The organism is Streptomyces sp. NBC_00005 (assembly GCF_045160215.1).
Lineage (GTDB): Bacteria > Actinomycetota > Actinomycetes > Streptomycetales > Streptomycetaceae > Streptomyces.
In genome coordinates, this window is the sequence record NZ_CP108316.1 from 9,557,034 (window position 1) to 9,577,012 (window position 19,979).

The window sequence follows — 19,979 nt, forward strand, 5'->3', positions numbered from 1 at the left end:
TCATTCCTTCACGGGCGCGGGAGCGGAAGCTCCGGGGTCGGCCGGCCCAGGGCGTGGAACAGCGCCGTCGCCAGGACCAGGCCCTCGCGGGCGATCGGCGCGAGCAGGTGCTCGTCGGGAGCGTGCTGCAGACAGCCGGGGTACGAGTGCGGCAACCACAGGGCGGGCAGGCCGAGTACGTCGGTGAAGACGGCGTGGGGCAGCGAGCCGCCGATGTTGGGCAGGACGGTCACGGGCCGCTCGGCCACCCGCTCCAACGCGGCCTTGGCCCAGCCCACCCACGGATCGTCGAGCGGTGTGCGGCCGGCGGGGAACCGCCCGGCCACCGTCACGTCGACCATCGAGTAGCCGTCCTTCGCGAGGTGCTCGGCGATGACCTCGCCGATCCGGCTCACGTCCGTGCCCGCCACGTACCGGAGTTGGAGGACCGCGCGGGCGCTGTCCGGGATCGCGTTGACCGGCCGGTCGACGTCGGCCGCGCCCAGGGACAGCACCTCCAGCGTGTTCCAGGCGTACAGGCGCTCGGCGGCGGTCAGCGAGGTGTCGCCCCAGCCCTCGTCCGGCGCCGGGTCACCGGGACTGCCCGCCACGGTGACGTCTGCCACCGACTCCCTTACGGCGTCGGGGAGTTCGGGCGGCAGCAGCTGCGGCACCCGAATACGCCCGTGCCCGTCCACCAGGCTCGCGACCGCGCCCGCCAGCGTCGTGGCCGGATTGCGCAGCACCCCGCCCCAGTTGCCCGAGTGGTAGGCGTCGGGGCGCAGGTCCACGTCGAGCAGGATCTGCACTCCTCCGCGCGCCCCGAGGAACAGCGTCGGCGTCGCCGCGTCCACGCGTGGTCCGTCCGAGGCGATCAGCACGTCGGCCCGCAGCTCCTTGCGGTGCGCGGCGGCGAACTCCGCGAGCCCCGGAGAGCCGATCTCCTCACCGGTCTCGAACAGGAACGTGAGGTTGAAGCCGAGCCTGCCCTGCTCGGCCAGCAGCAGCCGCAGCGCGGCGAGATTGACGAGGTGCTGGCCCTTGTTGTCGGCCGCGCCGCGCCCGTACCAGCGCTCGCCCTCCGCGGTCAGCGTCCACGGATCCCGGCCCTCGCCCCACCGGCCCTCCTGCCCTTCCACCACGTCCGCGTGCCCGTAGCAGAGCAGGGTCGGCAGCCCTGGCGACTCCACACGCCTGCCGACGAGGAAGGGTCCGCCGCGCGGGTCGCCGTTGTCGTACGTCCGCACGCTGCAGCCGAGTCCGACCAGAGCGGGGGTCAGCACCTCGTCGAGGTATGCCGAGACGGCAACGCTCGCCTCCGGGCGGGAGCTCTCGGTCCGATAGGCGACCATGGCACCCAGCTCGGTGAAGAAGGCGCCCGAGTCCACGAAATCCCGGGCTTTGCGGAGCAGTTGCGCAGGCATCATGGGGATGCAGCGTAGGACGGATTCCGGGCGGCGACCATTGCCGTTTGTGGAGCCCTGCGTTCTAATCTCGGCAAACCACGACGGGGGAGACGAGGGGAGCGGAATGCACCTGGTGCCGGTGAGCCTCACGTATTTCCTGGAGGTCGCGCGGACCGGATCCGTCAGCGAGGCCGCCCAGACGCTGAACGTCGCCCCGTCGGCCATCAGCCGGCAGATCGCCAAGCTGGAGGCCGGGGTCGGGGTGCCGCTCTTCGTCCGGCACCCGCGCGGGATGACCGTGACCGACGCGGGCTCCCGGCTGCTGGCGCACGCCCGCCGCAGCGAGGCCGAGTCGGCGGCGCTCGTCGACGAACTGCGCACGGGACGAGGCGCGGACGTCCGCAGCGTCACCGTCGCCTGCTCGGAGGGGTTCGGCCGGCGGGTCGTACCGGGCGCGCTGGCCGCCTTCCGGCGTGCGCACCCGGACGTCACCTTCCGCCTCGACATCGTGCCCCGCCAGGAGGCGACCCGGCGGGTGGCCGAGGGAGTCGCGGACGTCGCCGCCACCTATGCGATGGGCCCTCAGCACGACGTGCGGGTGGAGTGCGCCGTCGTCATCCCGGTGGCCGCGATCGTCCCGTCCGGCCACGAGCTGGCCGGACGGGAGCGGATCACCCTGGCCGAGCTGTGCGCCCACCCGCTCGCGCTCGGCTCGGCGGGCACCAGTCAGCGCGAACTCTTCGACATCGGCGTCCAGTTGGAGGGACTGACGGTGCGTCCCGCACTGGTCTGCGACGCGCTCGCCCCGCAGTACGAGTTCGTACGCTCCGGCGGCGGCATCGCCCTCGTCGGCGATCTCGGGGACCTCGACGAGGGCGCGTCCGCCGAGGGCGTCGCGTACGTGCGGGTCGACCACCCGGTCTTCCGGCAGCGCGAGGCGCAGATCCAGACGATGCTCGGCCGCCGACTCCCGTGGGCGGCCTCGCAGTTCACCGAGCTGCTGGTGTCACGACTCGACCGGCGTTCCTGAACTCCTCACGCGGGACGCACGGCGATGCGGATCGCCGCCTCCCCGGCGTTGTGGATCGACTCCTCACGGATGACCGAGCCCGGGCCGGGCGCGTGGATCATCATGCCGTTGCCGGTGTACAGGCCGACGTGGCTGAAGTTGTCGTGGAAGAAGATCAGGTCCCCGGGGCGGCTCTCCGCGAGCGGGATCACCGTGCCGGTGCTCGCCTGCTCGTACGTGCTGCGCGGCAGCGCGACCCCGGAGGCCTTCCAGGCGGCCTGGGTGAGTCCGGCGTTGTCGTACGACTCCGGTCCGACCGCACCCCACAGGCACGGCCTGCCGATCTGCGCGCGGGCGAAGGCGATCGCCCGGTCGGCCTTGGTGCCGACGTGCGTCTCCAAGGCGGGTACGCCGGTGTCGAGCACGCTCGGCTGCATGCGCCACTCCTCGACCGCGGGCACCCCGGTGTCGAGCACGCTCGGCTGCTGGAACCGCCATTCCTCGGCCGCGGGTACGCCGGTGTCGAGCACGCTCGGCTGCCGCATGCGCCATTCCTCGGACATGGGCGCGCCCATGTCGAGAACCGTCGGCTGCTGCAGCCGCCACGCCTCCTCGGCGGCACGACGAGCCTGGTCGGCCGGATCCTGCCAGGCCAACTGGGGCTGCTGCTGGGCCGCGAGGGCCGCGCGCGGCAGGGAGGTCTGCCGGGCGGTGTACCGGTACAGCAGCTCACTGGCCGCCGCGATCTTGCGCTGGCTCTGCTGCTTGGAGTTCCGCAGCAAGGTCTGCTTCGACTCGGGGGCGGCCGCGGTCGGGGCCGGGACGGCTTCCTGGCGGGGCTGCGGTACGGCGGGGAGCGCGGCCGTGGGGCCGGCGGTCAGCTCGGCCACGGGACGGCGGGTCCCCGCGGCGGGCAGCTCGGCCATGGGTCGGCCGGCCGCCTCCAGCTCCAGGCCGGGACGGCTGCCCGACGGGCGCTCCGCCGGACGCCGCGTCGGCCGGGGCTCGGCCGAGCGGGCCGGCATACGGTCGGCCGGCAGTACCGCCGGAAGCGTCGGACCCAGCGACGCACGCGCCCCGTCGAACCACTGCCGGGACACGGCGTCGAGAGCGGGGTCCGAGCGCCTGCGATCACTGCCCGGGGCGGTGGGCGGCCGCGGTCCCAGTAACTGGGCCCGGGTGAAGTTGAAGTTGCCGGTGTCGCTCTCGGCCTGGTCGTAGAGGCTGCTCACCCGCTGCCGGACGTCTTCGCGGCTGGGGCCCTCGTCCCCTGTCATCGGTGCGGCGTCGGCGGTCTGCGAGAACAGGGCCACCGAGGTGAGGGCAGCGGTCGCGAGGGCGGAGTTGCGCACACCTGGGAGGCCGAGGCCTCCGGGGCGCGACGATCGTTCCGGCGCCATGGGAGCCGTACTCCTTCCGTACTCCGCCTACCGAGTTAGCTGTCGGGTTCGGGCGGTCATTTCCGGAAGGCATGCCCTACGACCCTTGCCCCGAAGGGCAGTTGGGCCGATTCACCCCATTGTTCGGTTGGGTCCCCGGCTCCGGCTGCCACGAGGGCGCACCGGACTCGGCGGAGGCCGCGCGTCCCGGCGGGGTTCGCCGGAGGGACTCGTGCGGCCTGATGCCACGCTAGCCAACTTGTGCGCCCCGTGTGAAGGTTGAAGGCCGGAATGTCCGATACGCTTTTGTGACCTTCGTCGTAATGCACCGTCAGATCGGTGTCTCGTGCACGGAGTGAGTCCGGACGGCGACCGACAGTCGCGGTCGAACGGGCTCGGGGACGCGGGCGGACGGGATCAGGAACGCGGGCCGTCGCTCTCGGTCTCGCGCTCGGCGTCCCGCTGCTTGATGCGGGCCGTCTCCTTGCGGACCTCGGCCTGGGTGGCGCGCTCCTTCTGCAGCCACTCGGGCTGCTCCTGCTTCAGGGCGTCGATCTGCTCGGTGGTGAGGGCCTCGGTGACCCCGCCGCGGGCGAGACCCGCGATGGAGACGCCCAGCTTCGCCGCGACCACCGGACGGGGGTGCGGACCGTTGGCCCGCAGCTCACGCAGCCACTCGGGCGGGTTGGCCTGGAGCTCGTCGAGCTGGGTGCGCGAGATGACACCCTCACGGAACTCGGCGGGGGTGGCCTCGAGGTACACACCCAGCTTCTTCGCCGCCGTGGTGGGCTTCATCGTCTGGGTGGTCTGGTGCGACTTCATGGTGTCCAGGGTATCGACCGGGGACGGGACCTCCGACCACGGCCGATACCCTGGCCGGGTGACAGGCTCCGAAGCATCCCCAGCGTTCCGGCTCGCGTACGTCCCGGGGGCGACGCCCGCCAAGTGGGTGCGGATCTGGAACGAGCGCCTGCCCGACATCCCGCTGACCCTCCTCGCCGTACCGGGCCCCGACGTGTCCGGCGTGCTGCGTGCCGGTGGCGCCGACGCGGGACTCGTGCGGCTGCCGGTGGACCGTACGTACTTCAGCGCCATCCCCCTCTACACGGAGACGACGGTCGTCGTGGTCCCCAAGGACCACGTGATCACAGCGGCGGACGAGGTGAGCGTCGAGGACCTCGCGGACGAGGTCCTCTTCCACCCGCTCGACGACGTCTTCGACTGGGACCGGCCGCCGGGCGAGCCCGCCTTCGAGCGCCCCGCCACCACCGAGGACGCCGTCGAACTCGTCGCGGCGGGCGTCGGCCTCCTCGTCGTCCCCCAGTCGCTGGCCCGCCTCCACCACCGCAAGGACCTCACGTACCGGCCGCTCGTGGACGCCCCCGAGTCGAGCATCGCCCTGGCGTGGCCCGAGGAGGCGACCACAGAGTTGGTCGAGGACTTCATCGGGATCGTCCGCGGCCGCACGGTCAACAGCTCCCGGGGCCGCAAGGCGACGGAGCCGGAGCCGGAGCCCAAGGGCAAGGCCGGCGACACGGCCGGTGCCCGGCGCAAGCCCGCAGCGGGGAAGGCGGCCGGGAAGACGGCGGGACGCAACCCGCGTGCCGGATCCGGCGTCTCCCAAGGCGCCAAGCGCAGGAAGCCTCGCCGCCGGGCGTAGCCCTCGGGTGGAGTGGCGCCGCCCTGTGCGGCACGGGCCACTTTTACCTGGTCAGGGGGAGTTTTGCTTCGCAGGGGGATGCGGTGCGCGGACGGCGTCGCGGACAGGCTGCGCGCTGACGGGCTGTTGGGCGCCCCGGTCGACCACCGGGGGCGCAGGCAGCCGCGCGGCGGATGGTGGTGGGCGGCGGCGTTCGTCGGGCGCACGCTGCGGGGCGAGTGGCAGGGCATCGTGGTCGATCCGGTGCGGCAGCTCATGAGTCGTGGGCTGCCCGCGCTGTCCCTGGCGTTCGTGGCCGCCTTCGGTGTCATCTTCTTCCACGCGCTGGCGCAACGGCCGACCGGTGCGGTGGTGGTGCGGATCCTCGGCGGCGTCAAGGCCGACCTGCCGTGGTGGCTGGCCCTGCTGCGCACGCCGGTGTCGCTGTACGTCCCGGCCCTGGATCTGCCCGTGTGGGCGGGGATCACGCAGCTGTTCCTCGCGTTCGCCCTGGCGGAACTCGCGCTCGGCCGGGCCAGGACACTCGCCATCGCGTACGCCACCACGCTGGCCGGCACCCTGACGGTGCGGGTGATGATCGCGCTCGGTCCGGGCTGGGGCGGACTGGGTCTGCCGCCCGAGATCGGGCAGGTGCTGGACACGGGACCGTCCGCAGCCGTCGTGGGCCTGTTCACGTATGTCGCCGTCGTGCGGCGCGCGCCCATCGTGTTCACGCTCACCGGCGGGTCGATGGTGTGGGAGTCGATCGCCGTACCCAATCTGGCCGGACGCGAGCACCTGATCGCGGTCGCCGCCGCGATCGTCCTGGCCCTTTGCCACGGCCGCGGCCGCAAGCGCCCGCCCGTCCCCGCCCTCCTGCCCGTGCGGCGCGGGGGGACGTCGGGGGCGAGGGTCGAGTCTCCGTCCTCGGACGATCACGTGGCGGTCGGCTGAGCGGGACTGTCCCCCGGGATGGTCAAGCGCGTGCCGGGTCCCGTCCATTCATCCGTCTGTGGCGGCGTGTGCGCGCCGTGAGGGGAGGGGTCCTCGCTTATCTTCGCCACGAAATCCGACATCCGGAGTAAAAATGCAAAAAACGGATGAAATGGTTGACGTGGCGGAAGAGACGGCGACCGTCGCGCCGGTCGGCCGGCCAAGACGCCGCGCCACCCGACGGCCCTGGCCGGGCATCGTGACGGCGGCCGGCCCGGCGGCGGTTCTCGCACTCACCGGCGTCGGGTGGCTGAACGCCCCCGCTGTCGCGGCCTGGCGCACGGTCTGCCTGGCCATCACCGTCCAGGCGCTGCCCTTCCTCCTCCTGGGCACGGCCCTGTCGGGGGCGATCAACGCGTTCGTACCGGCCGACCTGTTCACCAGGATCCTGCCCAGGCGTCCCGCGCTCGCCGTCCCGGTGGCCGGTGTCGCGGGTGTCGTCCTGCCGGGCTGCGAGTGCGCCTCGGTGCCGGTCGCGAACAGTCTGATCCGCCGCGGTGTCACCCCGGCCGCGGCCTTCGCCTTCCTCCTCTCCGCGCCCGCGATCAACCCGATCGTGCTCACCGCCACGGCCGTCGCCTTCCCGGGAAACCCCGCCATGGTCGCCGCCCGGCTGCTCGCGTCCCTCGTCACCGCCGCCGCGATGGGCTGGCTGTGGCTCTGGCTGGGACGTGAGGAATGGCTGCGCCCCGCCGTGCGGCACACGGGCCATCGGCAGGGGCACAGCCGCTGGGCGGAGTTCCGCCTCGGCTTCCGGCACGACTTCCTGCACGCCGGCGGCTTCCTGGTACTGGGCGCCATGGCCGCGGCCACCTTCAACGTGGCCGTGCCGAGCTCGGTCCTCGACACCTTCTCCGGCTCGCCCTGGCTGTCGGTGCTCTTCCTGGCCGCGCTCGCCGTCCTGCTCGCCGTCTGCTCGGAGGCCGACGCCTTCGTCGCCGCCTCGCTCACCGGCTTCTCGCCCACCGCCCGGCTCGCCTTCATGGTGGTCGGCCCGATGGTCGACCTGAAGCTGATCGCTCTTCAGGCGGGCACGTTCGGGCGGGCCTTCGCGCTCCGCTTCTCCACGGCGACCACGGTCGTGGCCGTGGTCGCCAGCGTCCTGATCGGAGGCGCGCTGCTGTGAAGCGCCACGTCCAAGTCCTCCTGCTGGTCCTCACCGGCCTGGGCCTGCTGCACGCCGCCCTGTTCAGCGACCTCTATCTGCGCTACGTCAAGGAAGGCCTACGTCCGGTACTCATCGCCTCCGGCGTGCTGCTTCTGCTGCTGGGCATGGCGGGAGCGGCCCTCGACCGCGCGGAACCCGAAGACCACGGGCACGCACACGGCCATGACCACTCCACCGTCCCCCGCATCGCCTGGCTGCTCTTCCTGCCCGCGCTCAGCCTGCTCCTCCACGCTCCGCCCGCCCTCGGCGCGTACACGGCCGCACGCGCGAACAACAAGGCCGTACAGAAGGAACAACGGTTCGACCCGCTGCCCGCGACCACACCCGTGCCGATGACCCTCACGGACTTCACCGCCCGGGTCCAGCAGGACCCGGAACAGGCCATCAAGGGCCGCAACGTCCGCATGACCGGCTTCGTTACCCCGGCGGGGCAGGGCGCCGGCTGGTATCTGACCCGGATCATCTTCACCTGCTGCGCGGCGGACTCCCAGTCGGTCAAGGTCCGGATGTACGGGACTCCCGTGCTGCCCGCCAACACCTGGGTGGCCGTCACCGGAACCTGGCACCCCCGCGGCACGCTCGGCACGAAGTCGGCGACGGCGGCCCTCGACATCCACCGCACGGAGCGCATCAACCCGCCCGTCAACGCGTACACGGACGACCTTCCGCTCACACCCTCGTGACGAGGCGACCGGCACCGCGGCACTTCAACCGGCGTCAGTGGCTCGCCGGCTGCGGGGCTTGCTCCTTGGCCGGTGCTGCCGTGGCGCGGTCGCCGGGGTGCCGCAGGGCGCAGAGGTACGCGAGGCCGAGGGCAACTGCCATGCCGTAGAACACCCATTGGTTGGCCTGGGCGAAGTCCGCGCGGATCGAGGACATGGCGTCCCGCGTCGCTTCGGCGACGGCACCGTTCCCGGTCGGCTGGCGGGTGTCGGCGTTGCCCGTCATGGATTCCGCGATGCCCCGGGCCGTCTCGTTCGCGACGCCGGACGGTATCCCGCGCGACTCCAGCGTGTTCACGACGTTGTCGGTCATCCGGTGGGTCAGCAGGGTGCCGAACACCGCGAGGCCGATGCTCGCCGCGTAGTTGCGGATGGTCTGCGTGATGCCGGTGACCTCGCCGTACGACGCGTCGATCGCCCGGTTGACGGCGTCCGTCGACGCGGGGGCGAGGATGAAACCGATGCCCGCGCCGGCCAGGGCGGCATAGGGCCACTGGTCGTGCATGGACAGATCGGTCAGCTTGCCGGCCCACAGGGCGAAGCCGACGGCTCCGAGGATCCCGCCGATCTTCAGGGCCGGGCGTGCACCCTTCTTGTCGAGGATCCGGCCGCCCCACTGGGAGGCGATGGCGAAGCCCGCGAAGACGTACAGCAGATACAGGGCCGCCTGGTTCGGCGAGGCGCTCAACGACACCTGGGCGTAGACCGAGGCGAAGAAGAACAGCGGGACGAACGCCAGCATGGCGAAGAAGAGCACCAGGTTGTCGACGGTGAACGCGCGGTCCTTGAAGACGGCGAGCCGGATCAGGGGGTGGTGGGTCCGCAGTTCGTAGCGGCAGAAGAAGACCAGGACCGCCAGGCCGCCCACGATGCAGGCCCAGGTGCCGATGTTGTCCCAGCCCCAGGACCAGGACTGCTGGAAGCCCAGGACGCTCAGTCCCATGCCGACCGCGACCATGACGGCGCCCCGGACGTCGAGCCGCTCGTCGCGCCGCCGGTCGGAGATGTGGGCCAGGGCGGTCAGGATCAACGCGACTATGGCGACAGGCACGTTGACCCAGAAGATCGCCCGCCAGGTCCAGGACGTCAGCCAGCCGCCGAGCAGGGGCCCGATCGCCGTCAGGGCCCCGGTGATGCCGAAGAACAGCGCCAGCGCCCGGCCGCGCCGCTCCACGGGGAACACGGCGACGACGACCGCGAGGGCGGCGGGGAAGAGCAGGGCCGCCCCCAGTCCCTGGGTGGCGCGGAAGATCACGAGCCAGGCGAGGGCGAAATCGCCCTTCGGTACGCAGCCGCACAGGGCGGAGGACAGCACGAAGACCAGCGTTCCGATCACGACCATACGGCGCGGGCCGAACAGGTCGGCCAGGCGTCCGCCCAGTGCGAAGAACGCGGCCAGCGCGAGGAGATAGGCGTTGACGACCCACTGCATCCCCGAGCTGGAGAGCCCGAGTTCGTCCACGATGTCGGGTGTCGCGATCGACACGATCGTCTGGTCGATGAACGTCATCGCGACCGCGAACATCATGGCGGCCAGCGCGAGTGACTGAGACGGCGCTTTGCGGCTTTCGACCGCACCGCTGTCCTGTGGCCTGCTCGTACCAGCCATGACATCAGTCTGCGTCCGATCCGGACGCGTCGCATCCGCTGGCATGTCCCGGTCGAGGCGGGGCCGGAAGTCATCTGTGGAAACCCTCGCCCCATTGATGAGACGACGCATCGCCGGTTCCATGTGCCCGCCCGGCGGTGTTCCGCCGTCGGTTCGGATGCGATTGCTGCCCGGGGTCGGATTCCCGTGCACCGCAGGGCCGTTGACCGTCACTCGGAAACCCGCGGTCGCCCAGGACGGCACCCGCAGGCGCAGTTCGAAGGTGGCGCCACGGCCTCCGATGGTGAGCCTGGTGCCCTGCTCCCGGGGAAGTCGGTGGTCTGCGTGACCGTGACGTTCTTCTCCGCCCAGGTCGGTCGGGAGGCGCTGTAGAGGTCGACGTGGTCGACCGGACGACAGGCAGGGGACCGTAGAGCGCCAACGGGTCCGGCTCAGGAAGATCGCTGGATCGCGCACTCCGCTCCCTCGGTGGGGTCGATCACGGCGGCGGCGATCCGGAACCGTTCGTCGAGCGCCCCCCAGATCTCGTCCAACAGCTCCGCGCCGTTCCTGGCGTTGACAGTGACCTCGGTGAAGGGCGCGGCGACCGAGACCTGTTCGCCGTCGGACTCATAGGTGGTCAGCAGGACCGCTTCGCCGGCTTGCAGATCCTGTACGGCGAGGGTCATCACGTTGCTGGTCGGGCGTGCGGCGCGGCTGGGGCGGGCGGCTCCGAAGACGGTGGTGCGGCCGCCGTCGCGGCTGATCAGCGCGGTGAGGCGGGACGTCCGGATCGGGGGGTCCGGTTCGTACGCGAAACCGCTGAGCGCGTCGGTGGGCGAGGCTCCCGCACGGAGCCGTTGCGCGGCCTGGGCCACCTGCTCGCCGTTGCCCACCACCAGCCAGTCGCTCGTGGCCGTGACGGCGGCGTAGTGGCGCAGGGGGTCGTGCTCCCCGGGAGCGAGGGGCCCGACCACGAGCTCACCGTCGATCAGCCTCAACGCGCGGTCGCGCGAGGCCGGGCTGCGGCCGGTGAGGAAGTAACCGCCCAGCACGGCTCCGGAGTGGGTGCGGGCGCACAGGACGCCGCGGCCGGGGTACGGGTTGGCGGCCAACAGGTCATGCAGAGCGGGCATGTTGATGCGCTTTCCGGTCGGTGCGAGGAGGTCTGCCCTGGCGCGGTGAGGGCGTTCCTCAGCAGTGGATCAAGGGTGGGTGAGTGCTGCCGTGGTGGGGGTCAGTGGTGGAACAGCCTGATGCTGGTGCGGGCGAGGGTGATTCCGTGCTCGCGGCAGGCGTCCTCGACCTCCGCGGAGCGGATCGATCCGCCCGGCTCGGCGATGTAGTCGACACCGTGCCGGTGTGCGTGGTCGACGTTGTCGCGGAACGGCAGGGCCCCGTCGGAGACGAACGCGACCCCCTTCAGCCGGGCCATCCACGCGGCGCGACCGCTGTCCGTCAGTTCCTGCCCCGGCCGCGACAGCGCACCGGACAGCCTGGTGCGCTCGTCCGGGGTGAGGTCACCCTCGATGCAGCGGATCTGCCAGTTGATCCGGTCCTGGCGCCGGATGCCCGGCCGGAAGGCGAGCGCGCGAACGGCAGGATGGCGCCGCAACCACCATGTGTCGGCCTTCGCCCCGGCAAGGCGTGTGCAGTCGACGCGGGACTGCTGTCCCGCACCGATGCCGAGCGTCGCCCTGTCGCGCACGAAGCACACCGAGTTGGACTGTGTGTGGCGCAGCACCACGAGGCCGAGCAGGAGATCCTCCGCGGCCGTGGCGGGCAGTTCGCCGCACACCGTGTTCTCCAACAGCGTGGCGGCAAGCGGCACTTGGTCCCGCTGCTGGGTCAGGTGCAGACCGAAGACATCCCGTGTCTCGTACTCCGGAGGCACGAAGTCCGGGTCGGCCTCCATCACGAGGAAGCAGCCGTTCTTCTTCCTGCCGAGCCTGGCCACGGTGCCCGGCGCGTAGCCCGGCGCGATGATGCCGTCGCAGACCACGCGGGTCAGCAACTCGGCCAGTTCCTTGTCGACCGGGCCCGAGACGGCGGCGAAGTCCCCGTAGGAGGACTTGGGGTCGGCGTCGCGAGCGCGCAGATACGCACTGGTCAGCGCGCCGACGTCGGCCCGGTGAACACCGTGGAGCTCGGCCGTCACCTCGTCGACCGGCCCGGCCACGGCGGCACCGGCGGGTGAGACATGCTTGAAGGACGCGGCCGCCGGCCGACCGAGGGACCGGCTCGCCTCCCGCACCAGCTGCTAACTGCCCAGCGCGTCCAGCATGTTGATGTACGACGGGCTTCCCTGCACCACCCGCACCGGCCACCGGCCGGGCCGTACCGGCGTGGCGTCCGCCGTCTGCTGCGGGTTCATTCCGTACCGCAGATCCACGTCATGGCCTCCTCAGCGGAACATCACTGACGGAGGCGCCCAGGCGGTCGACGCTCACGCTGAACCTCGGCCGCTCCCCGGTGGTTGTCCACCCTCGCCAGTCGCGGCCGGGCAGGACTCTACCCGCAAGGGCGGGTCGGACGGGAGGACGTCCCCTCGCGGGAGGTATGGGTCGTGCTCATGACCGCACCCGTCGGCTGTCCCTATGTATCCGCCTGTGTCAATGAGTGTCTGCATTCAGGGGCGGAGGTCGCCCGAAGTGTGACATCAGCCGGTCGGAGCCGTCATGCGAGCCCGCCCCCGGTGGCAGAATCGGCGGAGTGGACCCGGGGATCCTCGAGCGTGAGCCCGAACTGGAACAGCTGGCCACGGCCGCACAGGAGGCGGCGGACGGGGCCGGATCGGTGGCGCTCGTCTTCGGTGAGGCCGGAATCGGCAAGTCGAGCCTGGTCAGAGCCATGCCCGACCGACTGCCCGGGTGCGCTCGCGTCCTCGTCGGACAGTGCGACGACCTCGCCACCCGGCGGCCCCTCGGCCCGTTCCGCGACCTCGTCGGCAATGTCGGCACCGAACTGGCCCGCGCCGTCACCGAGGGCGGCGACCGCCACCGCGTCTACGAGGCCCTGCACGGTGAGCTGGCTCTGACTCCGCATCCGGCGGTACTCGTCGTCGAGGACGTGCACTGGGCCGACGAGGCGTCCCTGGACGCGCTGCGCTTCCTCGTGCGGCGCATGGAGGGACTGCCCGCCCTCCTCGTGCTCACCTACCGCGACGACGAGCTGAGCCGCGGACACCCGCTGCGCCACCTCCTCGGCCAGGTCTCCCGCGCTCCCCGCGTGCACCGCCTGCCCCTGGCCCGGCTGTCCCTGGACGCGGTCCGCACGCTGAGCGCGACCGGCGGGCTCGATCCGGGGCAGGTGTACGCGGTGACGTCCGGGAACCCCTTCTTCGTCGCCGAGGTCCTCGCGGACGGCGGCACCGGGGGAGTGCCCCCGACCGTCGTCGACGCCGTGCTCGCCCGGCTGCGCGGACTGGACCCGGCGACCGTGGACGCGCTGGAGCAGCTGGCCGTCGTGCCGTCCGCGGTGGAACGCCCGCTCGTCGACGAACTGCTCAAGGGCGGAGTGGCCGTCCTCGCGGCGGCCGAGCAGCGCGGGCTGCTGGCCGTGGCCCCGGAGCGGGTGGCGTTCCGGCACGAGCTGATCCGGCGGGCGGTCGCCGACTCCGTGCCCGCCGCCCGGCGCATCGAGCTCAACCGCAACGTCCTCGCGGCGCTGGTAGCCCGCCCCGGCTCCGACGCCGCCCGCGTCGTCCACCACGCCGCCCAGGCGGGCGACCAGGACGCCATCGCCCGCTACGGGCCCGACGCGGCCCGGGACGCCGCCTCGGCCGGCGCCCACCGTGAGGCCGCCGCCCAGCTGCGACTCGTCCTCGACCAACGGCACCGCCACGCCCCCGCCGAACGCGCCGACCTGCTGGAACGCTACGCCGTGGAGACCTACACCATCGCCGACTCGGCCGCCGCCGTCACCGCCGAGCGCGAGGCGGTCGCCCTGCGCCGCTCCCTCGGCGACACCCTCGGCCTCGGCGCCGACCTGCGCTGGCTGTCCCGTATCCACTGGTGGGCCGGGAACGCCGACGAGGCGCAGGAGGCCGCCCGCGAGGCCGTCGCGGTCCTGGAGCACGCCGGCGACGACCGGCTGCTGGCGCTCGCCGTCAGCAACATCGCCCAGCTGCGGATGCTGTCCGACCGCTATCCCGAGGCCGTGGAACACGCCGAGCGCGCCATCGTCCTGGCCCGCAAGACGGACGACGCGGCGATCCTCTCCCATGCCCTGAACAACCAGGGCACGGCCCGCTGGCGGGGCGGGGACCCGGGCGGGCGACACCAGGTGGAGGAAAGTCTCGAGGTCGCCCTCGACGCCGGTGAGGTCGAGCACGCCTGCCGCGCCTACGCCAACCTCATCTGGACCCTGCTCGACAACCTGCAGTACACCGAGGCCGACCGCTTCCTGCCTCCGGCCATGGACCTGGCCGACCGCGCCGAGCACCTCGGCTTCCTCACCTACCTCCACGTCGAGCTGGCCATACGCCGGCTCGCCGCCGCAGACTGGGGGGACGCCGAGCGGCACGCCGAGTTCGGCATCCACGACTTCCTGCCCGCGCGCTGCCCTGCGCTGACCGTCCTCGCCCGGGTGCGCACCCGGTGCGGCCGGCCCGGTGCCGAGAAGCTCCTCGCCGAGGCCTGGGAGATCGCCGTACGCACCCGGGAACTCCAGCGCACCGGGCCCGTGGCGGCCGCGCTCGCGGAGGCGGCCTGGCTGCGCGGCGACCATGCCGCCGTGATCGAGGCCGCCGCCCCGGTCCACGCCCAGGCCCGTCACCTGGCGGTCGTCCCCTACCGCGCCGAGCTCGGCTACTGGCTCACCAAGGCCGGGCGCCCACCGGTCCCGGCGGACGACGACTCGGGGCACCCGTACGCACTGCAGGCGCGCGGCCAGTGGCGGCGGGCCGCGGCCCTGTGGCACACGGCGGGTTGCCCGTACGAATACGCCGCCGCGCTCGCGGAGAGCCCGGAACCCGCGGACAAGCTCACCGCCCTCGCCCGGCTCGACGCGCTGGGCGCCGAGCCGCTGGCCCGTCTGGTCCGCACCGAGCTGCGCGGGCTCGGCGTGCGCCACATCCCGCGTGGCCCGCTCGCCGCCACCCGCGGCAACCCGGCCGGCCTCACGGAACGCCAGCTGCAGGTCATGCGGCTGCTGGCCGAGGGCCTGACCAACTCTGAGATCGCCGCCCGGCTCGTCGTCTCCGTCCGCACGGTCGACAACCACGTCCGTGCGGTCCTGGACAAGCTGGACGCGCCGACCCGGCGCCACGCCGCCGTCCGCGCGGCGGAGCTCGGACTGCTCACCGACCACGAAACGTAGGTATGCCGCGGCGTAGGTATCCCGCGGGCCCGAGCTAGGTGACGTCCACGGATACCCGGGCCCGCGCAACGCGAGTAGAACGGACGTAAGGAACTGACTCGGATAAAACGACCGACTCCGACAAGACGGGGGAATTCCGTATGTCCAGCACACCCGCCCAGGCAGCACGCAGCGAACTGGCCGACTTCACCGGTGAGCTGATCGGACCCGAGGACTCCGGCTACGAAGAGGCCCGCCCGGTCTACAACGCGATGATCGACCGGCGCCCCGCGCTCATCGCCCGCTGTGGCGACCCGAACGCCGTAGCCCGCGTGATCGGCTTCGCCCGAGCCCACGACCTGCCGCTGGCCGTCCGCGGCGGCGGACATCACGGAGCCGGTCTCGGCACCGTCGACGGCGGCGTGGTGGTCGACCTGTCACCCCTGAAGGACATCCACGTCGACCCCGCGGCCCGCACCGTCCGGGTCGGCGGCGGCTGCGTCTGGGGCGAGGTGGACCGCGCCACCAACCCGCACGGCCTCGCCACCCCCAGCGGCATCGTCTCCACCACCGGCGTCGGCGGCCTCACCCTCGGCGGCGGGCTCGGCCATCTGACCCGCAAGTGCGGCCTGACCATCGACAACATCCTGTCCGCCGACATCGTCCTGGCCGACGGACAGCAGGTGCGGGCGAGCGCCGACGAGAACACCGACCTGTTCTGGGCGATCCGCGGCGGTGGCGGCAACTTCGGCGTCGTCACCTCGTTCCAGTTCCGGCTGCACGAGGTCGGCACGGTCGTCGGCGGTCCGACCTTCTGGCCCGTCGAGATCAGCGCCGAAGTGCTCAGCGCCTACCGGGAGTTCCTCCCGAACGCGCCGCGCGAACTCAACGCCTTCTTCCTGTACGGCACCGTCCCGCCGGCCCCGCCGTTCCCCGAGGACCTCCACATGCGCAAGACGGCAGGCGTCGTCTGGTGCTACGCGGGCGGCGACACCGAGGCGGCCGCCCGCGAGATGGCCCCGCTGCTCGACGCCCTGCCGACGCCGATGCTGCACGCGGTCGGACCCATGCCCCACCCCGACCTGCAGGGCATGTTCGACGGGCTCTACCCGCCCGGCCACCAGTGGTACTGGCGCGCCGACTTCGTCAACGAGATCCCCGACGAGGCCGTCGAACTCCACGCCAAGTACGGCGCCGAGGTGCCGACCGTCCAGTCGACCATGCACCTGTACCCGATCGACGGCGCGGCCCATGACGTCGGCCCCGACGAGACCCCGTGGGCCTACCGCGGAGCCCAGTGGTCCTCCGTCTACGCCGGCGTCGACCCCGACCCGGCCAACGCGGAGCTGGTCAAGCGGTGGACCGTCGACTACTTCGAGGCCCTGCACCCGTACTCGGCGGGCGGCGCCTACGTGAACATGATGATGGACGAGGGCCAGGACCGCGTCCGAGCCAGCTACCGCGGCAACTACGACCGCCTGGTCCAGGTCAAGGCCGACCGCGACCCGGACAACGTGTTCCGCCTCAACCAGAACATCCGCCCGAGCTGACCGGGCCACGCACCAGGCGCCGCAGTCACCAGGCGTCGATGAACGGGCGGTGCCCCGGGCGGGGGACGGGGCACCGCCGCAAGGCCCGGATGATGCCGTGCGGCAGGAGGCAATGCGTCAGGCAGGCCCCAGCGCCGCCAGGATCCAGGCCCGCGACCCGGCCGGGTCGATCACCGCGTCGATCTCCAGCGCGGCCGCCGCGTTGACCGCCTTCCCGCGCTCGTACAACTCGGCGACCCGCTCCTCGAAGACGCGGGCACGCTCGGCCGGGTCCGCGATCGCCTCCAACTCCTTGCGATGGCCGAGCCCTACCGCGCCCTCCAGACCCATCCCGCCGAACTCGCCGCTCGGCCAGGCGGCCGTGGCCAGGGGAGCGCGCGTCGAGCCGCCCATCATGGCCATGGCCCCGAGCCCGTACGCCTTGCGCAGCACCAGACTCACCAGCGGCACCCGCAGCTTGGCGCCCGTGACGAACAGCCGCGCGAAGTGCCGTACGGTGGCGGTCCGTTCCGCGTCCGGGCCGACCATGAACCCCGGGGTGTCGCACAGCGAGACCACCGGCAGCCCGAAGGCGTCGCACAACTCCAGGAACCGCGCCGCCTTGTCGGCCGCGTCCCGGTCGATCGCCCCGCCCAGATGCGCCGGGTTGCTGGCCAGCAGCCCCAACGGACGCCCCTCGATACGCACGAGACAGGTCAGCACCCCCACGCCGAACTCCGGCCGGAGCTCCAGCACCGAGTCCGTGTCCGCGAGCCCCGTGACCGCCGCCCGCACGTCGTAGGCCCGACGCCGGTTCTCCGGCACCACCTGCCTGAGCAGCCGCTGATCCGGCGCCGCCCAACTCCCTTGTGGTCCTTGGAAGTACGACAGACAGCGCCGCGCCACCCGCACGGCCTCCGCCTCGTCGGAGACCGCGACGTCCACCACCCCGTTGGGCACCTGGACCGACAACGGCCCCACTTCCTCCGGCCGGTACACGCCGAGCCCGCCGCCCTCGATCATCGCGGGCCCGCCCATCCCGATCGTCGCGTCGGGCGTGGCGATCACGACGTCGCAGCAGCCGAGCAGTGCCGCGTTGCCCGCGAAACACCGTCCCGAGACGATGCCCACCAGCGGGACCAGCCCGCTGAGCCGCCCCATCCGCTGGAAGGTGGTCACGTCCAGCCCCGCCACGGACGTGGTGTCAGTGTCCCCGGGCCGCCCGCCGCCGCCCTCCGCGAACAGCACCACGGGCAGCCGCCGTTCCTCGGCGATCTCCAGCATCCGGTCGGTCTTGCGGTGGTTCTGCAGCCCCTGGGTGCCCGCGAGAACCGTGTAGTCGTACGACATCGCCACGCACGGTTGGCCGTTGACGCGCCCGGTGCCGGTGACCATGCCGTCCGCCGGCGTCGACCGGATCAGGTCGTCCAGCGAGCGGCGCCGGCGCTGGGCGGCGATCGCGAGAGCACCGAACTCGGTGAAGGTGCCCGCGTCGCACAGGTCGTCGATGTTCTCGCGGGCGGTGCGCCTGCCGAGAGCGTGGCGTTTGGCCACCGCCTCCGGCCGGTGCTCGTCCAGTCCGAAGGAGTGCCGGTGCACTGCCTCGGCGAGGTCCGCGCGCACGGCATCCGGGGCGACCGGCTCTGCCGCGGGCCCGTCGCCGTGCGCGCCGGTGACGTCGTCCAGGCCGGCCAACGGGGCGCCCTCGCCGACCGTTTCGCCCACGCGCGCGTGGAGCAGCCGTACGACTCCGGAGCCGGGAGCCCGCACCACGTGCTCCATCTTCATGGCCTCCAGCACCAGCAACTGCTGCCCGGCACGCACCGGTTCACCGGGACAGACGTCGACGGAGAGGACGGTGCCGCTGAGCGGCGCGACGACCGTGCCGTCCAGTGACTTCGCGTCCTCGGGAGCGACGTGGGCCTGCGCAAGCTCCGCCACCACACCCGTGTGGTCCCAGAAGCGCGGCCGTGCCAGTACGTCCCGCAGCAGCGGAACCCCTGTCCGCACCCCCTCCACGGCGAACTCGCCCAAGGCCCGCCGCGCCCGCGCACAAGCCGCCTCCGCATCGCCCGCCGGGACGTGCGCGATCACCTTCGCGAGCAACGGGTCGTACCGGACGCCGACTTCGGCCCCCGCACGGATCGCCGTGTCGACCCGCACACCGGGCCCGGACGGCAGGTCGAAGCGCGTGATCCGCCCCGCCTCCACTGCATTGACCCGGGCCTGCACGGCGAACCCGCGCGGCGGAGCAGGCGGCCCAGACAACCCCACTTCAGCCAGCGTGGCCCCGGCCGCCAGGCGCAGTTGTACGGCGACCAGATCGACCCCGGTCACCTCCTCGGTGACCGTGTGCTCCACCTGCAGCCGGGGATTGGCCTCGATGAACCAGAACTCCTCGCCCCGGAGCATGAATTCGAAGGTGACCAGATTCGAGCACCGGGCGGCGCGGGCCATGCGCAGTGCGGCGTCGAGGACCTGCTCCCTGGTGTTCTCGGGGAGTTCGGGGGCGGGCGCGATCTCGATCACCTTCTGGTGGCGGAGCTGCGCGCTGCAGTCCCGGTCCCACAGGTGGGTGACGGCTCCGGTCGCGTCCCCGACGACCTGCACCTCGATGTGCCGGGCACCCTCCAGCAGCCGTTCCGCGTACAACTCGCCCCGGCCGAAGCCCTGTTGCGCCTCGGAACGGCACCGCTCCCAGGCCTTGTCCAGCTCCTCGGCCCGCCGCACGACCCGCATCCCGCGCCCGCCACCCCCGCCGACCGCCTTGATCATCACGGGCCCGGCAGCCAGCAACTCCCGTGCCCCGTCCGGGCCGTGGGCTCCGGCGAGCACGGGGACCCCCGCCTCGGCGGCGAACTCACGGGCGCGCGCCTTGTCCCCGAAGATCGCCAGCACTTCGGGCGTGGGCCCGACGAAGGTGATCCCTGCCCCGGCGCAGCGGCGCGCGAAGTCCGCGTCCTCGCTCAGAAAGCCGTAGCCGGGGTGGAGGAAGTCGCATCCGGTGCTCCGCGCGGCGGCGAGCAAAGCGTCTGCGTCGAGATAGTCGCCCAACGGCACAGCCTCGTCGGCCAGTCGAGCGTGCCCGTCGTCGCCCCCGACATACACCGCGACCGAGCGCAGCCCGGCCTCCGACGCGGCCCGCAGGACGCGTACGGCGATCTCCCCGCGGTTGGCGACCAGTACAGCGGCAGAACCCATCGGAGCCCTCCAGGACACGGACGTCATCGACCGGCCCCGCCATGCTCATTGACATTGACGTCAACGTC

Annotated in this window: 15 protein-coding genes, 1 pseudogene and 2 riboswitches; of the genes and pseudogenes, 7 read left to right on the forward strand and 9 right to left on the reverse strand. The window is 72.3% G+C overall.

What is annotated here, in order from left to right:
* Nucleotides 1–8: 8 nt before the first annotated feature.
* Nucleotides 9–1,406 (reverse strand): M20 family metallopeptidase, encoded by a 1,398-nt coding sequence (locus OG303_RS43625; protein WP_405875455.1) that lies wholly within the window; start codon nucleotides 1,404–1,406, stop codon nucleotides 9–11.
* A gap of 103 nt (nucleotides 1,407–1,509) precedes the next feature.
* Here OG303_RS43625 and OG303_RS43630 point away from each other — a divergent pair, with 103 nt between their 5' ends.
* Nucleotides 1,510–2,415 (forward strand): LysR family transcriptional regulator, encoded by a 906-nt coding sequence (locus OG303_RS43630; RefSeq protein ID WP_405875456.1) that lies wholly within the window; start codon nucleotides 1,510–1,512, stop codon nucleotides 2,413–2,415.
* Between the two features lie 5 nt (nucleotides 2,416–2,420).
* Here OG303_RS43630 and OG303_RS43635 read toward each other — a convergent pair whose 3' ends face one another.
* Nucleotides 2,421–3,794 carry an NlpC/P60 family protein gene (locus OG303_RS43635; protein ID WP_405875457.1) on the reverse strand — a complete coding sequence of 458 codons (1,374 nt, stop codon included), beginning with the start codon at nucleotides 3,792–3,794 and terminating at the stop codon, nucleotides 2,421–2,423.
* A gap of 8 nt (nucleotides 3,795–3,802) precedes the next feature.
* Nucleotides 3,803–3,977, reverse strand: a riboswitch (cyclic di-AMP (ydaO/yuaA leader).
* 213 nt (nucleotides 3,978–4,190) lie between these two features.
* Nucleotides 4,191–4,595: a DUF5997 family protein gene (locus OG303_RS43640; RefSeq protein ID WP_405875458.1), complete on the reverse strand. Its 405-nt coding sequence runs from the start codon at nucleotides 4,593–4,595 to the stop codon at nucleotides 4,191–4,193.
* 58 nt (nucleotides 4,596–4,653) lie between these two features.
* On the opposite strand from OG303_RS43640, the gene OG303_RS43645 reads away from it, so the two are divergent.
* The 4 genes from OG303_RS43645 (at nucleotide 4,654) to OG303_RS43660 (ending at nucleotide 8,256) form a co-directional block, all read left to right on the forward strand.
* Nucleotides 4,654–5,433, forward strand: a complete 780-nt coding sequence (locus OG303_RS43645) for a LysR family transcriptional regulator substrate-binding protein (RefSeq protein WP_405875459.1) — start codon at nucleotides 4,654–4,656, stop codon at nucleotides 5,431–5,433.
* A gap of 63 nt (nucleotides 5,434–5,496) precedes the next feature.
* Complete coding sequence (locus tag OG303_RS43650; RefSeq protein ID WP_405875460.1) at nucleotides 5,497–6,366, forward strand: hypothetical protein; 870 nt, start codon at nucleotides 5,497–5,499, stop codon at nucleotides 6,364–6,366.
* 133 nt (nucleotides 6,367–6,499) lie between these two features.
* Nucleotides 6,500–7,531 (forward strand): permease, encoded by a 1,032-nt coding sequence (locus tag OG303_RS43655; protein WP_405875461.1) that lies wholly within the window; start codon nucleotides 6,500–6,502, stop codon nucleotides 7,529–7,531.
* Nucleotides 7,528–8,256, forward strand: a complete 729-nt coding sequence (locus OG303_RS43660) for a TIGR03943 family putative permease subunit (RefSeq protein WP_405875462.1) — start codon at nucleotides 7,528–7,530, stop codon at nucleotides 8,254–8,256. Before OG303_RS43655 ends, OG303_RS43660 begins: the two co-directional genes overlap by 4 nt.
* A gap of 34 nt (nucleotides 8,257–8,290) precedes the next feature.
* On the opposite strand, the gene OG303_RS43665 is transcribed toward OG303_RS43660, so the two are convergent.
* The 5 genes and pseudogenes from OG303_RS43665 to OG303_RS43685 all read right to left on the reverse strand — a co-directional run bounded on the left by OG303_RS43665 (nucleotide 8,291) and on the right by OG303_RS43685 (nucleotide 12,275).
* Nucleotides 8,291–9,904, reverse strand: coding sequence for an MFS transporter (locus OG303_RS43665; RefSeq protein WP_405875463.1), 1,614 nt, complete (start codon nucleotides 9,902–9,904; stop codon nucleotides 8,291–8,293).
* Between the two features lie 165 nt (nucleotides 9,905–10,069).
* Nucleotides 10,070–10,287 (reverse strand): annotated as a pseudogene (locus OG303_RS43670) (hypothetical protein); the annotation flags it as partial.
* Nucleotides 10,288–10,335: 48 nt separating this feature from the next.
* Nucleotides 10,336–11,019 carry an IMP cyclohydrolase gene (locus OG303_RS43675; protein ID WP_405875464.1) on the reverse strand — a complete coding sequence of 228 codons (684 nt, stop codon included), beginning with the start codon at nucleotides 11,017–11,019 and terminating at the stop codon, nucleotides 10,336–10,338.
* A gap of 101 nt (nucleotides 11,020–11,120) precedes the next feature.
* The gene (locus OG303_RS43680) at nucleotides 11,121–12,137 is read right to left on the reverse strand and encodes a phosphoribosylaminoimidazolecarboxamide formyltransferase (RefSeq protein WP_405875465.1); all 1,017 of its coding nucleotides are present in this window, start codon (nucleotides 12,135–12,137) and stop codon (nucleotides 11,121–11,123) included.
* A gap of 6 nt (nucleotides 12,138–12,143) precedes the next feature.
* Nucleotides 12,144–12,275: a hypothetical protein gene (locus OG303_RS43685; protein WP_405875466.1), complete on the reverse strand. Its 132-nt coding sequence runs from the start codon at nucleotides 12,273–12,275 to the stop codon at nucleotides 12,144–12,146.
* Between the two features lie 30 nt (nucleotides 12,276–12,305).
* Nucleotides 12,306–12,390, reverse strand: a riboswitch (ZMP/ZTP riboswitch).
* 205 nt (nucleotides 12,391–12,595) lie between these two features.
* Here OG303_RS43685 and OG303_RS43690 point away from each other — a divergent pair.
* Entirely contained in the window at nucleotides 12,596–15,202 is a 2,607-nt protein-coding gene (locus tag OG303_RS43690) for an ATP-binding protein (RefSeq protein WP_405875467.1), read from the forward strand.
* A gap of 140 nt (nucleotides 15,203–15,342) precedes the next feature.
* Nucleotides 15,343–16,731, forward strand: coding sequence for an FAD-binding oxidoreductase (locus tag OG303_RS43695; RefSeq protein ID WP_405875468.1), 1,389 nt, complete (start codon nucleotides 15,343–15,345; stop codon nucleotides 16,729–16,731).
* Between the two features lie 117 nt (nucleotides 16,732–16,848).
* On the opposite strand, the gene OG303_RS43700 is transcribed toward OG303_RS43695, so the two are convergent.
* Nucleotides 16,849–19,911: a carboxyl transferase domain-containing protein gene (locus OG303_RS43700; protein WP_405875469.1), complete on the reverse strand. Its 3,063-nt coding sequence runs from the start codon at nucleotides 19,909–19,911 to the stop codon at nucleotides 16,849–16,851.
* Between the last annotated feature and the right edge of the window lie 68 nt (nucleotides 19,912–19,979).